This window comes from Clostridium tarantellae (assembly GCF_009295725.1).
Classification (GTDB): domain Bacteria; phylum Bacillota; class Clostridia; order Clostridiales; family Clostridiaceae; genus Sarcina; species Sarcina tarantellae.
This window is the reverse complement of the sequence record NZ_WHJC01000053.1, coordinates 1-15,917: the sequence shown is the minus strand read 5'-3', so window position 1 is coordinate 15,917 and position 15,917 is coordinate 1. Positions and strand designations below refer to the sequence as shown.

Genomic DNA, 15,917 nt, shown 5'->3' with positions numbered 1-15,917 from the left:
TTATTTTATAATGATTTTTTTAGGAAAAATCATATATAATTTGCTTTCAAAATTAAATAAAGTATATTTTTAAATTATATATAGAAATCATAATGACTAAGATGTTCATTATGATTTTTATACTTTAAATATAAATAAATATATAAATTTAGAACATTCATAAAATTAAGACTATTTAAAGGTGTTTTAAAATTTATGTAGAATTAAATATTATAAAAACAATAATATTTTTTTAGTTTAGAGAATATATTTAATCATATACCGAATACCTAAAAATTAAGTACGTTAAGTTTAAGGTTTAAGTCTAATAAGATAAATATGCATATAGCAATTTTGTTTAGAAAGGCGGTGAAAGTCACAAGGTATGTAAACATTTAACTTGTGGCAATTGTGTATGAAAGAGTATAAAGTTAATAATCTAAGAAATTTAGGAATTATTGGACATAGTGGAACTGGAAAAACAGCTTTATCAGAAGCGTTATTGTATTATACAAATACAATAGATAGATTAGGAAAAGTAGAAGATGGTACAACAACTAGTGATTGTGATCCAGAAGAAAAAAGAAAAAAGATATCTTTATCAACATCAGTATTACCTCTTGAGTATAATAATATAAAAATAAATTTATTAGATACACCAGGGTATTTTGATTTTATTGGTGAAGCTATAGAAGGAATAAGGGCTGCGGATATGGGATTAATAGTAGTTTGTGCAGCAGCTGGAGTTCAAGTTGGAACAGAAAAAGCATGGAAATATTGTAAAGATATAAATGTACCAAAGGCATTTTTTGTAAATAAATTAGATAGAGAATATACTAGTTTTGATAAAATATTAAAAGAATTAAAGGGAAATTTTGGTATGAGCGTAGTACCAATACAATATCCTATTGGAAAAGAAGTAAATTTTAAAGGGGTAGTTAATATTATCACTGGTAATGCTACTAATTATAATAAAAAAACTAATAAAGTTGAAAAAATAGAAGTGCCAGATAACATACGTAATAAAATTGAGGAATGTAGACAAATGCTTATGGAATCAGTAGCTGAAACAGATGAATTATTACTAGAGAAATATTTTTCAGAAGGTGAATTAAGTAATGAAGAAATATATGAGGGCTTAGTAAAGGGTTGTGCTAGTGGAGATATTGTTCCTGTTATGTGTGGAAGTTCTACTGAAGTAATAGGTATGGATACATTATTAGATGATATAATAATGTGTTTTCCTTCACCTGAATTAGCATTGGAACAAAAAGCTATTAATTTAGAAACTAATAAAGAAGAAATAATAAAAATAGATAGTAACAAGCTATTTTCAGCTTTTGTATTTAAAACTGTAGCTGATCCATTTGTAGGAAAATTATCAATATTTAAGGTTATAACAGGAGAATTAACAATAGATAATAATATAATAAATTCATCTAAGGATAAAAATGAAAAATTAGGTGCATTGTATTTTATGAGAGGAAAAAATCAAATAGTTGCTAAAAAGGTAATTGCAGGTGATATTGCTGCTGTAACTAAACTTCAATATACATCTACAGGAGATACTCTTTGTGACCCTAATTTTAAAATTATTTATGAAAATATGAAGTTTCCAGCACCAGTAATGTCAATGGCGGTAGTACCTAAAAGTAAAGGTGATGAAGATAAAATTTCTTCAGGCTTAGGTAAATTATTGGATGAAGATCCTACATTTAATATATCAAGAGATTTAGAAAATGCTGAAACTTTAATTTCTGGAATAGGAGAAATACATTTAGAGGTATTAGCTAGTAAACTTAAAAATAAATTTGGAGTAGATGTCAAATTACAACCACCAAAAGTTCCATATAGAGAAACTATTAAAAGATTGGCTGACGTTCAAGGAAAACATAAAAAGCAATCTGGTGGTCATGGTCAATATGGAGATGTAAAAATAAAATTTGAACCAAGATTAGATGGTGAAGAAGATTTAGAATTTGTAGATAAAGTTGTTGGTGGAGTTGTTCCTAGAAATTTTATTCCTGCTGTTGAAAAAGGATTAAAAGAATCAATAAAACAGGGAGTATTGGCTGGATATCCAGTAATAAGATTAAGAGCAACATTATATGATGGTTCATATCATCCTGTTGATTCATCAGAAATGGCATTTAAAATTGCTGCATCTCAAGCTTATAAAAAAGGATTAGAACAAGCTAATCCAGTTATATTAGAACCAATAATGCATTTAGAGGTAACTATACCTGATGATTATATGGGAGATGTTATTGGAGATATAAATAAAAAAAGGGGACGAGTTATAGGGATGGAGCCAGTAACTTTAGGGCAAAAAGTTATTGCTGAAGTTCCAATGTCAGAAATGTTTAAGTATGCTACTGATTTAAGGTCTATAACTCAAGCAAGAGGAGATTTTAACATGGTATTTGAAAGATATGAAGAAGTTCCAGCAACAGAAACAGAGAAAATTATAGAAGAAGCAAAAAAAATTAAAGAATTAAAAAATGAATCTTAATATTTAATTATTAATTTTAAGATATAAAAGTGTACATATTTAATAGATGTGGTACTTACATATAAGACTACAATCTTATATGTACACTTTAATTATTTTAAATAGGTTTAAAAATTTTTGTATAAAATTATTAGAATAATAAAAAGTATATATGGAAAAATTAAAGAAAATAATGTTGATATATATTGGTGAGGAGTTAAGTTTATGTGTAATTATAAAATGGATATAAAAGGACAAATAGGATTGAGTGATTATAGCAATATATATGATTATATTGATATTATAGAAGATAAAGGCAGTGTTACAATATCTATGGAAGGTTTAGATAAAGAAAATATAAAATTAATAAATTCTATGTTATGTGAGAAAAAATTTATTATAAATTCAGAGGGGTATGATGATTTGGGTATTTATTATATAAATGCTTGTAAAAATACATAAAAAGTTTTTTAGGTAAATTTATTAATATAACCATAAACTTTTTTATGATATAATCAAATAGTAATTAAAGTAAAAGTAAGTATACAAATGGGGGAGGATTCACAAGTGAAAAATTATGTAGTTGGAGTAGATTTAGGTGGAACAAAAATAAGTTGTGCATTAGCAGATTTAAATGGTAAAGTTATATCACAAAATACTATAGCAACTAATGCTAATGAAGGAGAAGTTCCAGTACTTAATAGAATAATAAATTCAATTGAAACAGTTATAGAAGATGGAAAAGTTACTATAGAAGATGTAAAAGCAATAGGAATTGGTTCACCAGGGCCTTTAAATTCTAAAACAGGAATAATAATAACTACACCAAATCTTCCTTTTAAAAATTTTAACTTAGTAGATCCATTAAAAAATAGATTTAATATACCAGTTTATTTAGATAATGATGCTAATGTAGCTGCAATAGGAGAATTTATGTTTGGTGCAGGAAAAGGCACTGAAAACATGGTATTCTTCACAGTAAGTACAGGCGTTGGTGGTGGAGCTATACTAAATGGTAAAATATATAGAGGTAGTACATCAAATGCTTTAGAGGTAGGTCATGCAACAGTTGCACCCAATAGTGGATTAAGATGTAATTGTGGCAATATAGGATGTTTAGAAGCATTGTCTTCAGGAACTGCTATAGGAAAAAGAGGAAAAGATGCAATAGCTACCAACATAGATACAAGTTTAAAACAATATGAAAATGTAACTTCATATGAAGTTTTTAAAGAGGCAGAAAAAGGAGATAAGGTATCAAAAGAGATTATAGATACAGCTTTAAACTATTTAGGAATAGGAGTTGCTAATGCTATAGCTACATTTGATCCTGATATGGTTGTAATAGGTGGTGGCGTTTCAAAAGCAGGAAATATAGTATTTGAAAAAGTACAAGAAGTTGTAAATACAAGATGTTTTAAATCTATGGCAGAACATTGTAAGATAATGCCAGCAGGATTAGGTACAGATGCTGGAGTTATTGGTGCAGTGGCTTTAGCTTTATTAGAGAGTAGTAAGTAATTAAATGATTTTTTTCAAGCAGGTTATGGAATCTGCTTGTTTTATTTTATAATGAAAAAAATTAAAATTTTTAAATAATTTAGTTTGAAATTTATATTTAGAAAAATATTATTTAGAAAAATAATTTTATTAAATAGGAGAAAAAATGAAAATATATTTAACAAGACATGGAGAAACAGTTTGGAATTTAGAAAAAAGATTTCAAGGATGGGGAGATTCAGAATTGACGGATAAAGGAATATTACGTGCAAAGCTTTTGGGTGAAAGGTTAAAAAATATACAAATAGATAAAATTTATACAAGTCCTATAAAAAGAGCATATAGAACAGCTGAAATAATTAAAGGTAATAGAGATATTGAATTAATTTCTATAGATGGAATAAAGGAAATGAACTTTGGAAAATGGGAGGGGCTAAGAAATTATGATATAAAACAAAATCCAGAATATGCTCCTCATTTATATAATTTATTTAATAATCCTAAAGATTATAAAACTTTTGGAGGCGAATCACCTAAAGAATTTAAAAAAAGAATATTTAATTCAATGAGTGAAATAATTAAAAATACAAACAATAATGAAAGTATATTAATAGTTACTCATGGTATGACAGTTAAATATTTAATAACTTATTTTAGTAAGGAGTTTACTGAAGATAAATTTACAGATTTGCCTATTTTTAAACAAGCTAGTTATACAGAAATTAATTATGATGGAAGTACCTTTGAAATAATTAAACTAAATGATATTGAACATTATAATCTAAATAAAGTTATATAAATTATAAATTTTATTAGAAATATTTTTTAAAATTGTGCATAAAATGAATTTTTTTATTAAAGAAAAAAATTTTCAAAAAATATTGAATTTAAAGTATTTTAATGATAATATGTAAACACATTCTGAAAATAATTTTTAAAAAATACAAAAGATGAAATTTTTTTTCTTTTATATTTTAAGTAAAGGGAGATGAATTATGTTTAAAAGTTTACAAAAGATAGGGAAATCTTTCATGTTGCCTATAGCTATATTACCAGCAGCTGGATTATTATTAGGAATAGGAGGAGCTCTTTCTAATCCTAACACGGTACAAGCATATCCATTTTTAAATATTCCTTGGTTGCAGGGTATCTTTTCGATAATGACATCAGCAGGTGATGTAGTATTTGGAAATTTAGCATTAATAATGTGTATAGGTCTTTCAGTTGGATTAGCTAAAAAAGATAAAGGGACAGCCGCATTAGCTGGAGCAGTAGCATTTTTAGTTATGAATGCATCTATTAAAGGCATGATTACAGCTTTTAATCCAGGAACAAAAGCTATAGACACTGGAGTTATAGGTGCAATAGTTATTGGAGGTATTGTTTCTTATTTACATAATAAATATCATAATATTCAATTACCAGCAGTATTGGGGTTTTTTGGAGGTTCAAGATTTGTACCTATTGTATCTTCATTTGCAGCTATATTCATAGGAGGAATATTCTTTTTAATATGGCCAACTTTTCAAGGTTGGTTAACAACAGTAGGTAGTGCAATAGCAAATTTAGGGGTCATAGGAACATTCTTATATGGATTTTTATTAAGATTAACTGGAGCAGTAGGACTACATCATATGATATATCCATTATTTTGGTATACTGAATTAGGTGGAGTTACACAAGTTGCAGGACAAACAGTAGTAGGAGCACAAAATATATTCTTTGCTGAATTAGCAGATCCAAATCATGTTGGATTATATAGTGAAGGTACTAGATTTTTTGCTGGACGTTTTGCAACAATGATGTTTGGATTACCGGCAGCATGCTTAGCTATGTATCATTGTGTACCAAAATCTAAGAGAAAATTAGTTGGAGGATTGTTTTTAGGAGCAGCTATAACTTCATTTATAACAGGAATTACAGAACCAATAGAGTTTATGTTTTTATTTGTAGCTCCATGGTTATATGTGATTCATGCAATATTTGATGGCTTATCATTTTTAGTAGCAGATTTATTAAATATATCAGTAGGAAATACTTTTTCAGGTGGTTTAATAGATTTTTCATTATTTGGAGTTCTTCAAGGAAATGATAAAACTAATTGGATATTAATATTAGTTGTTGGTGTAGTGTGGGCATGTTTATATTACTTTACATTTAGATTTTTAATCACTAAATTTAATGTAATGACTCCAGGACGTGATGAAGATTGTGAAGAAATTAAAGTAATAACTAAAGATTCAATATTTAAAACAGCTTCTGAAATTTTAGAAGCATTAGGAGGAAAAGAAAATATTGATGATGTTGATGCTTGTATAACAAGATTAAGAGTAGCGGTTAAAGATGTTAAAAAGGTAGATAAAGAAAAATTAAAAGTTTTAGGTGCAACTGCTGTTTTAGAAGTTAGAGGTGGAATTCAAGCTATATTTGGAGCAATGGCAGACCCGTTAAAACAAAAGATTAATGAAATATTAGGTCAAGATTAATTGAAAATTAGGAGGTTTTTAAATGAAAAGAGGATTAATAGTTTCATGTCAAGCTTTAGAAAATGAACCATTGCATAGTTCTTTTATAATGAGTAAGATGGCATTAGCTGCTAAACAAGGTGGAGCAGTAGGGATCAGAGCTAACAGTGCTGAAGATATAAAAGCAATTAAAGAAGAAGTAGATTTACCTATAATAGGTATAGTAAAAAAGGATTATGACAATATGATTCCGTATATAACACCTACTATGAAGGAAATCAAAGAATTAATTGAAGTTGGAGTAGATGTGATTGCAGTAGATGCTACAATAAATCAAGATGTAAATTTTTTAAAGTCTTTAAAAGAACTTTATCCTAATCAAAAGTTTATGGCGGATATATCTACAGTTGAAGAAGGTGTTAGAGCTGAAAAATTTGGATTTGATTATATTGGAACAACTTTAGTAGGCTATACTAAACAATCAAAAGGATTAAATAATTTTGATGTATTAATAGAATTAATAGAAAAGTGTAATAAACCAGTTATTGCTGAAGGTAATTTCGATACTCCGGAAAAAACAAGAAGAGCTATAGAATGTGGTTCTTATGCAGTAGTTGTCGGAAGTATTATAACTAGACCACAAATAATTACTCAAAGATTTACTGATGAGTTAAATAAAGCATTATAAAATATCAATATTAATATAAGGTTTAAGAAAAGAGCTGTAATAAGAAGAGAGTAAATTATTAAAAATAGTTTAACTCTCTTTTTGTAGTACTAAAATTCTGTTATATTATAAATATAATGTATGGATATGAATAATTTAAGGTGGTGTTTTATGAATATTTTATGCAATATTCAAAAAAAATATAATATATTCTCTATAAAAGAAAAGAATTTAGCTGATTATATTTTACATAATTGTGAAGATATAAATAATATGAATATTAAAGACTTAGCAAAAATTTCAGGAACATCAGGAGCAACTATAACTAGATTTTGTAAAAAGATAGATTGTGAAAGCTTTGTTGATATGAAGATGAAATTAAATGCTATAAAACCAGAAATAAAAGTAAATAAAAAAGAAAATGGAATTTTAACAGATGTATATAATTATTATAAGGAAGTTATTGAAAGAACAAAGCATTTAATAAATAGTGATAATATATATAGATTTGTGAACGCTATTAAAAATGCTAATAAAATATATATATATGGTGTAGGAAGCTCAGGTTTAACAGCTACAGAAATGATGCAGAGATTGTTAAGAATGGGATTGAATGTTCATAGTATTTCTGATTCGCATATGATGATAATAAACAGTGCAATTGTTTCGCCTAATGATTTAGTAATAGGTATATCTATTTCAGGAGAGACTGAAGAGATATTACAGTCATTAAAGATTTGTAAAGATAAAGGAGCTAATATTCTCTCAATAACTAGTTTTGAAAATAGTAGTATTACAAAATATTCACATATGAATTTTATTGTATATAACACTGTATTTGTAGATAAAGAGAATTTTATAAATAGTCAATTTTCAACTATGTATTTATTGGATTTAATATCAATGGTTTTACTTAAAGATGAAGAGTTAAGTGGTAAAATGAAATTAACTGTTGATGCCATAATAAATAATTAAAATTTAAAAATTTTTATAAAAATACAATTTAAATTAAGTAATCAATTTTAATTGTATTTTTTTTTTATGAAAGTATAGGTAAATAGAATCATTTAAATATAATAGTAAAATAAACAAGTATTATGTATAAATGGAATTAAGTTGAAAAAATAAATTGTAAGAGTTATGATAAATTTAGAGGAAGATAATATAAACTAATAATTCTCTTAACACTTTGATAATTATAGATAATTTTAAAAAAAATGTAAACCTTTAACGGGAATTGAGTGGTCTAATACACTTGATATAGAAAGTGAGGTAATTAATATGAAAGAATATGAATTAGGAGTATATGAAAAAGCAATGCCAAATAACTTATCATGGGTAGAAAAACTTATTTGCGTAAGAGATGCAGGATTTGACTTTATAGAAATGAATATTGATGAAAGTAAAGAAGGATTAGGCAAATTAAATTATACTAAAGAAGATAGATTAAATCTAATACATGATATGTGTAAAATAGGTGTTCCAATAAGGACCATGTGTTTAAGTGCTCATAGAAAATATCCAATTGGAAGTACAGAAGAATTTGTAAGAAATAAGGGATTGGAAATTATGGAAAAAGCTATAGAGTTAGCTTGTGATTTAGGAATAAGAATAATACAACTTGCTGGATATGATGTATATTATGAAGAATCTAATGAAATAACAAGAGGATTATTTTTGAAAAATTTAAATAAATGTGTAAAAATGGCTGCAAAAAAAGGTATAATTTTAGCTTTTGAAACTATGGAAACAGAATTTATGAATACAGTAGAAAAATCAATGTATTATATAAATAAAATTAATTCTCCATACTTACAAATATATCCTGATTGTGGAAATATAACAAATGCAGCTATTAAATATGAAAATAATGTAGTTGAAGATTTAAATAGTGGAAAAGGCCATATTGTAGCAGTACATTTAAAAGAAACAGTTCCAGGTATATTTAGAGAAATACCTTTTGGAACTGGACATGTTAATTTTAATAAAATTATAAAAACAGCCTGGGATTTAGGAGTAAGAAAGTATGTTGCAGAATTTTGGTATGTAGGAAATGAAGATTGGATAGAAGTTTTAAAAGAAACTAAAATTTTTATGGATAATAAATTTAAAGCGGCAGTTCCTATAGTATAAATTTATAAAAGTAAATTAAAGAAAAAAATATAAGTAAATAATAATAATTAGGAATAAATTTTATAAAATTAAAAAGTTTAAAATATTACTGTTAAAAAGGAATAAATAAAGGAAAACATACATAAATTAAATATGTAGATATGCTATCAAATCTTTATTATATAATTTAAAGTAGTTAACTTTGTATTCCCTTCCTCATAATACAAAATTAACTAATACATAAAAAAATTATGGAGTAAAGATTTTTAACATATCAAAGGCTACTTTCATTATTGATAGTAGCCTTCTTAAAAAAAGTTTATTTATAAAAAATTAGGAGTTAACTTATGAAAGTTAACTCCTTAAATTTATTTTATGTCTAATAAATTTAATATACATTAACTAATGTCAGTAGAAAAATGTTTTTCATAATTAAAAAGTATATTTTTTACTTCATTACAATTAAGATCTTTGAATTTTTTTAAAAAAAATTAAGGAAACAAATTAATAAATATAACATAATATAAAGTAAAACAGTAAAATTAACTTTAAAACTAAAATACTAAGTTACTATAAAATAAAAATTAATGTAGATAATATATTAGAATTAAAGTTATTATAAAAAAGTTAAAAAAGGAGTTTTAGAATGCAAAATAAAAATTCTGGACAATTAGCTGGGATAGACATTAGTGCTTGGCAAGGTGAAATAGATTTTTTAAAAGTTAAAGAAAGTGGAGTAGATATTGTTTATATAAAAGCTACGGAAGGAGATTATTATACCGATGCAAAGTTAAAAATTTATTATGAAGGAGCTAAAAAGCACGGATTATTAGTTGGATTCTATCACTTTTTTAGACCTATAAACAAAAAAAATGCATTATCACAAGCACAATATTTTGTAAGTGTTATATCAGAGTTACGGCCAGATTGTAAATTGGCATTAGATATAGAAATAACTGAAGGATTAGATAAAAATTATTTATCTATCTTAGCAGAAATATTTTTGAGAGAAGTAAAAAGATTAAGTGGAGTAGATGTTATACTGTATACTTACACTTATTTTGCTAAAACTAAACTTGAAAAATCTTTGTCAATATATCCACTGTGGATAGCTGAATATGGAGTAGATACTCCAAAAGAAAATGGAATTTGGGATAGTTGGGTAGGTTTCCAGTATACAGATTCAGCATTAGTATCAGGAGTAAATGGGAATTGTGATAAAAATTCTTTTACTAAAGAAATTCTTTTAGATACTCATGCAATTATATCTAAAATAAAAAAGCCACAGCCAACTAATCCACCAGATAAATATATAACACATGTGGTTAAACCTGGTGAAAATTTAATTGGTATTGCAAAAAAATATGGCACAAACTATGCTTTATTAGCTTCCATTAATGGTTTAGTTGATACGAATTTTTTGAAAAAAGGTCAATTATTAAAAATACCAGTATGGTTAAGTAAACCTTCTGTAGATGAAACTTATATTGTGAAAAAGGGAGATACGCTAACTTCTATAGCATCAAGATTTGTTACAACAGTACAGAAATTAATTAAAGCTAATAATATAAAAGATGCTAATGTGATAAAAATTGGACAAATATTAAAAATATAAATTACTATTTAAAGAAAACCAATAGGTTAGGTATATAAAATACCTGAACTATTGGTTTTTTATATTTTTATTAAAGCAAAGGTTTCATTACTCTGTCTAATATTCCGTTTATTTCAGCAATAGCTAAACCAAAATTAGTTATATAAACGTTAGAGTCTTTGCAAAAATTTAATCTACTCATAACCTCAGCTCTGTTAAACATACATGCACCACAATGAATTACTAATTTAAATTCACTTAAATTAGTAGGAAAATCTTTGCCTGAGTAATTTTCAATAATAATTCCAGGGCAAATTTTACTTAGCCAACTAGGAAGTTTTTCACCAGCAATATCTCCTTTAAGTTTATGATGAGTACAGGCTTCTGCTATAAGTATTTTGTCACCTCTTTTAAGATTTTTTATTTCTTTTGCACCTTTATAAAATTCAATTAAATCACCTTTATTTTTAGCCATTAAAATAGAAAATGATGTTAAAGGAATATCTTTAGGAAGCTTTAAATTTACTATATTAAATATTTGAGAGTCTGTAATTACTAAATCAGGTTTTCCATTAAGCAACTCTAAAGAAGTATCTAAATTATCTAAAGTACACATTATAGGAATTCCACCATTATCTAAAATATCTCTTAAAGTTTGTACTTGAGGAAGAATAAGTCTCCCTTTAGGAGCTTGAATATCTTGAGGAGTTATTAACAATATTTTAGCACCTGTGAATAATTTATCCCCAATTAATTCACAATTATTAAGATTTTTTGGGGATATTTTTATTAGTTCTTCTTTTAATTGATAAATACCATTATTAGTAGTTGTACTTACTGTTACAAAAGGAATATTAAGTTTTTTACTTAATAACTTAGCAATTTCTTGTGGAGATTTTATAAACAAGTTATCCACAGATTTTAAATCGCATTTATTCAATACTCCAACCACTGGTTTATTCCCATTTACAAGTGATTTTAATAAATCTTTTCCATATAGTAATTCACAGGAAGTTGTGGATAACTTTTTATCTATAATAAAATCTTCATAAGAAAAAATTAGTAAAGCTACATCAGTTTTAGCAATAACTTCTTTAGTTTTATCTATTCTTAACTTACCAATTTCTCCTTCATCATCAATTCCAGCAGTATCTATAAATACTACTGGACCTATAGGTAAAAGCTCCATGGCTTTATATACTGGGTCAGTAGTTGTTCCTTTAAGTGAAGATACTAGTGAAATATTTTGACCTGTTAATGCATTGATAATACTGGATTTGCCTACATTTGTATTACCAAATAGAGCTATATGAAGTCTATTTCCTCTTGGTGTTTCATTCATAAAATTAATCAATCCTTTCAAAAGTTATAGAAAAATTTCTATAACTAAATATATGGAGTTGTTAAGATGTATTATGGGTATTATTAACATAAAATATTTAATGCATTTATAAAATATAGTAATGAATTAATTTTAGTTATAAGTTATAAGAATAATTGTTTTATATATTATAAGTTTAAATTAATAATAAACTTATAATAAAGAATTTTAGTAGTTCTATGATAGAAGTATTTTAAATATTAATATTTAAAATCTTAAATCTCTAGTACCATTAGCTATTTTTTCCACTTTCTTTTTAACTGAATTTCTGAAATTTTCATTGGGAAATCTATTAAGCGATTTTGCTATAAGTGCATTTCCTAACTTTCTAGTGTTATCCGTACCATAATCATCAATAAATTCTTTAAGCGTTATTAAAGCATTTGCTTCGCATACTGAATTTAATTCTCCACTTTTAGCAATAGTCATAAATCTATCTCCAGTTCTACCTTCTCTATAACAAGCAGTACAATAACTAGGTATATAACCACTTGTCATAAGGCTTTCAATCATTTCAACTGGTGATCTATGGTCAGCAAGTTCAAATTGAGGTTTTTCGTTAAGCTCTTTTTGGCTTTCCGCATATCCACCAACTCCAGTACAAGAGCCAGTACTAACTTGAGATACTCCAAGAGCTATAATTTCATCTCTAATTACAGGTTCTTCTCTTGTTGATAATATTAATCCAGCATAAGGTACCGCAAGTCTTAAGATAGCAACAATTTTTTTAAATTCATCATCTGACACAAGATGTGGATAGTTTTCAAGTTTAACATTTTCAGCTTTTTTTAATCTTGGAACAGATAAAGTATGTGGCCCAACCCCTGTATTTTTCTCTAAATCTTCAGCATGCATTAACATAGCAATTGTTTCAAATCTATGATCATAAAGTCCATATAAAACTCCCATTCCTACATCATCAATTCCAGCTTCTCTAGCTCTATGCATAGCAGTAGTATGATAATTATAATTATGTTTTGGACCACTTATATGAAGTTTTTCGTATGTATCTTTATGATAAGTTTCTTGGAATAATATATATGTTCCAATTTCAGCAGCCTTTAATTTTTTAAATTCATCAACAGTAGTTGCAGCTATATTAACATTAATTCTTCTTATTGAACCATTATCAAATTTAATTGAGTATATGGTCTTAATACAATCTAAAACATAATCTAGTGATGCATTTACTGGATCTTCACCAAGTTCAAGTGCAATTCTTTTATGTCCTAAACTTTCAAGAACTTTAACTTCTTCTATAAGTTCATCTTTATTTAATTTTTTCCTTTTTAGATTTTCATTACAATGTTTATATCCACAATAAGTACAATTATTAACACAATAATTACTTACATAAAGAGGTGCAAAAACAACAATTCTTTTACCATAAATTTTTTCTTTTACTTGTTTAGCAATAGCAAACATTTCTTTTATTAACTCATCATCTTTTAAGTTAAGAAGAATAGCTGCTTCTTTAGGTGTTAAACCTTCAGCTTTTTTACTTTTCTCTAAAATTCTTAAAACTAAATCCTTATCCTTAGCTAAATCTTCACTTTCATTTATGATCTGCCAAATTTCATCATTTTTTATAAAACTTTCAGCCGTATATTTCTGATTATCTTCTAAGGTAAACATATAAAATCTCCTTTCCTTAAGTAATAACTTAAGAACAAATTATTTATAACCTAACAATATAAATAATCATTAAATAATATAAGTTCTATAAAAATAAAAAAAGTTGAAAATATATTAAATAAATTTATTAAGATTTATATTAATTTATAAAATGTGAGAAATTAATTGTAAGTAGGCTTTTTTAGATATTATAAAAATAAGTCATAATCATAATTAATGTCTCAGGATAATATTTATAATAACTGATATTTTTCCTTTTTTATTTAGAAAAGTTCTTTATAATTAGATATTTATATTGTTTGGAAAGTCTCAATTGAAAGAAAATAACTTTCAACAAAGAACTATTACAAGTATACAAGAAAAAAAATAAAAATAGAATGTTTATTTTTACAAAAATGACTTTAAATTCAATAAAAGTGTCTTTATATGAAGAAAATTTTATTTCAAAATAGATATTAGCAATATAATATATTCAATGTGATAAAATATATTATATAGATCTATAAAAAGGAGTGATATTTATGAAAGCTGAAATAATATCAATAGGAACCGAAATCCTTTTAGGAGATATAGTAAATACTAATGCACAATTTCTTTCTAAAGAATTAGCTAACTTAGGTATAGATGTATATCATCAAAGTGTAGTTGGTGATAATGAAGAAAGAATACTTAAGGCTTTTAATGATGCATTTAAAAATTGTGATTTAATTATAACTACAGGTGGACTTGGACCTACAAAAGATGATTTAACTAAAGAATTAGCTGCTAAATACTTAGGTAAAGAATTAGTTCTTCATAAGCCATCTTTAGATTATATTGAAGATTATTTTAAAAAACTTGGCAAAATTCCAAGTGATAGTAATAGAAAGCAAGCGTATTTTCCTAATGATGCTATAGTTATGGATAATCCAAATGGAACAGCACCAGGAGCTATAATTAAGAATGAACAAAAAACAATTATAGTACTACCAGGACCACCAAAGGAAATGAAACCTATGTTTAATAATTTTGTAGTACCTTATTTAATTAAATTTACAAATTCCATTTTAGTATCAAAAACCTTAAGAGTTTTTGGAGTTGGAGAATCATCAATGGAAAAAGTGGTTGAGGATTTAATTGAAAATCAGACTAATCCAACCATAGCTCCATATGCAAAAGATGTTGATGTAATACTTAGAATAACAGCTAAAGCAAAGGATAAAGAAGAGGCAGATAAACTTATAAAACCATTAGAATTTGAAATAAGAAAAAGACTAGGAGATAATATATATGGTGAAGGTGAAACTACATTAGAAGATATATTAGGAGAAATGTTAGTTAATAAAAAACTTACTATAGCTACAGCTGAATCATGTACAGGTGGTATGGTAGCTTCAACTTTGATAAACTATCCAGGGATTTCAGATGTTTTCAAGGAAGGTATTATTACTTACTCTAATGAATCTAAAATGAAAATGATAGGAGTTAAGCAAGAAACTTTAAATAATTTTGGTGCAGTAAGTAAGGAAACAGCTAAAGAAATGGCTGAAGGAATAGCAAAATTAGCAAATACTAAAATAGGAGTTTCAACTACAGGAATTGCAGGTCCAAGTGGTGGAACTAAAGAAAAACCAGTAGGACTTGTATATGCTGGATTATATATAAATGGAGAAGTAAAGGTAAAAAAATTTAATTTTGAAGGCAACAGACAAAAAATTAGAATAAGAACTGTAATGAATGTGTTAGATTGGATTAGAAGAGAAATTCAAAATATAAAATAATTTATAATGACTATATATAAGTATTTAATTATAATCTTAATAGTGCATTTTAAAATAAAATGTACTATTTTTACTTAATATCTGATATGAATAGTCCTATTAAGTAAATTTTCATAGGCGAAATTTTAAACAACTAAGTTTATTAGAAATAGGTTAAAGATTACAAGTAAATAAGGCAATTTATCTTTAAGCATGAAGTATGTAAGATATCAAGAAATATGGTATATTAATTAATATAATAATGAATTAAAAGCCATAGTAAGAAAAAATTATTAATATATAATAAAAAATAATGAGTAATATTTAAAAATTAAAATATTACTCATATTATAC

General features: G+C 26.0%; 12 protein-coding genes. 10 read left to right on the top strand and 2 right to left on the bottom strand.

Annotation, left to right across the window (positions count from 1 at the left end):
- Positions 1 to 394: 394 nt before the first annotated feature.
- From fusA to GBZ86_RS05745, 9 genes are all read left to right on the top strand, one after another.
- Entirely contained in the window at positions 395 to 2,491 is a 2,097-nt protein-coding gene (gene fusA, locus GBZ86_RS05785) for an elongation factor G (protein WP_152888653.1), read from the top strand.
- A gap of 204 nt (positions 2,492 to 2,695) precedes the next feature.
- Positions 2,696 to 2,932 (top strand): hypothetical protein, encoded by a 237-nt coding sequence (locus GBZ86_RS05780; protein ID WP_152888651.1) that lies wholly within the window; start codon positions 2,696 to 2,698, stop codon positions 2,930 to 2,932.
- A 105-nt stretch (positions 2,933 to 3,037) separates the two neighbouring features.
- Positions 3,038 to 3,991 (top strand): ROK family protein, encoded by a 954-nt coding sequence (locus GBZ86_RS05775; RefSeq protein ID WP_327444255.1) that lies wholly within the window; start codon positions 3,038 to 3,040, stop codon positions 3,989 to 3,991.
- A gap of 145 nt (positions 3,992 to 4,136) precedes the next feature.
- Positions 4,137 to 4,769, top strand: coding sequence for a histidine phosphatase family protein (locus GBZ86_RS05770; RefSeq protein ID WP_152888648.1), 633 nt, complete (start codon positions 4,137 to 4,139; stop codon positions 4,767 to 4,769).
- Positions 4,770 to 4,965: 196 nt separating this feature from the next.
- On the top strand, positions 4,966 to 6,456 hold the full coding sequence (locus tag GBZ86_RS05765) for a PTS transporter subunit EIIC (protein WP_152888646.1): 1,491 nt from the start codon (positions 4,966 to 4,968) through the stop codon (positions 6,454 to 6,456).
- Between the two features lie 22 nt (positions 6,457 to 6,478).
- A complete protein-coding gene (locus GBZ86_RS05760; protein ID WP_152888643.1) occupies positions 6,479 to 7,123 on the top strand; it encodes an N-acetylmannosamine-6-phosphate 2-epimerase in 645 nt (214 codons plus the stop codon).
- A 150-nt stretch (positions 7,124 to 7,273) separates the two neighbouring features.
- A complete protein-coding gene (locus tag GBZ86_RS05755) occupies positions 7,274 to 8,077 on the top strand; it encodes a MurR/RpiR family transcriptional regulator (RefSeq protein ID WP_152888641.1) in 804 nt (267 codons plus the stop codon).
- Positions 8,078 to 8,383: 306 nt separating this feature from the next.
- Positions 8,384 to 9,235 carry an L-ribulose-5-phosphate 3-epimerase gene (locus GBZ86_RS05750; protein WP_152888639.1) on the top strand — a complete coding sequence of 284 codons (852 nt, stop codon included), beginning with the start codon at positions 8,384 to 8,386 and terminating at the stop codon, positions 9,233 to 9,235.
- A gap of 625 nt (positions 9,236 to 9,860) precedes the next feature.
- Complete coding sequence (locus tag GBZ86_RS05745; RefSeq protein WP_152888637.1) at positions 9,861 to 10,829, top strand: GH25 family lysozyme; 969 nt, start codon at positions 9,861 to 9,863, stop codon at positions 10,827 to 10,829.
- 70 nt (positions 10,830 to 10,899) lie between these two features.
- Here GBZ86_RS05745 and hydF read toward each other — a convergent pair whose 3' ends face one another.
- Complete coding sequence (hydF, locus tag GBZ86_RS05740; protein ID WP_152888635.1) at positions 10,900 to 12,150, bottom strand: [FeFe] hydrogenase H-cluster maturation GTPase HydF; 1,251 nt, start codon at positions 12,148 to 12,150, stop codon at positions 10,900 to 10,902.
- Between the two features lie 246 nt (positions 12,151 to 12,396).
- Positions 12,397 to 13,824, bottom strand: coding sequence for a [FeFe] hydrogenase H-cluster radical SAM maturase HydG (gene hydG, locus GBZ86_RS05735; RefSeq protein WP_152888633.1), 1,428 nt, complete (start codon positions 13,822 to 13,824; stop codon positions 12,397 to 12,399).
- Between the two features lie 521 nt (positions 13,825 to 14,345).
- On the opposite strand from hydG, the gene GBZ86_RS05730 reads away from it, so the two are divergent.
- Positions 14,346 to 15,584: a competence/damage-inducible protein A gene (locus tag GBZ86_RS05730; protein ID WP_152888631.1), complete on the top strand. Its 1,239-nt coding sequence runs from the start codon at positions 14,346 to 14,348 to the stop codon at positions 15,582 to 15,584.
- Positions 15,585 to 15,917: the final 333 nt, after the last annotated feature.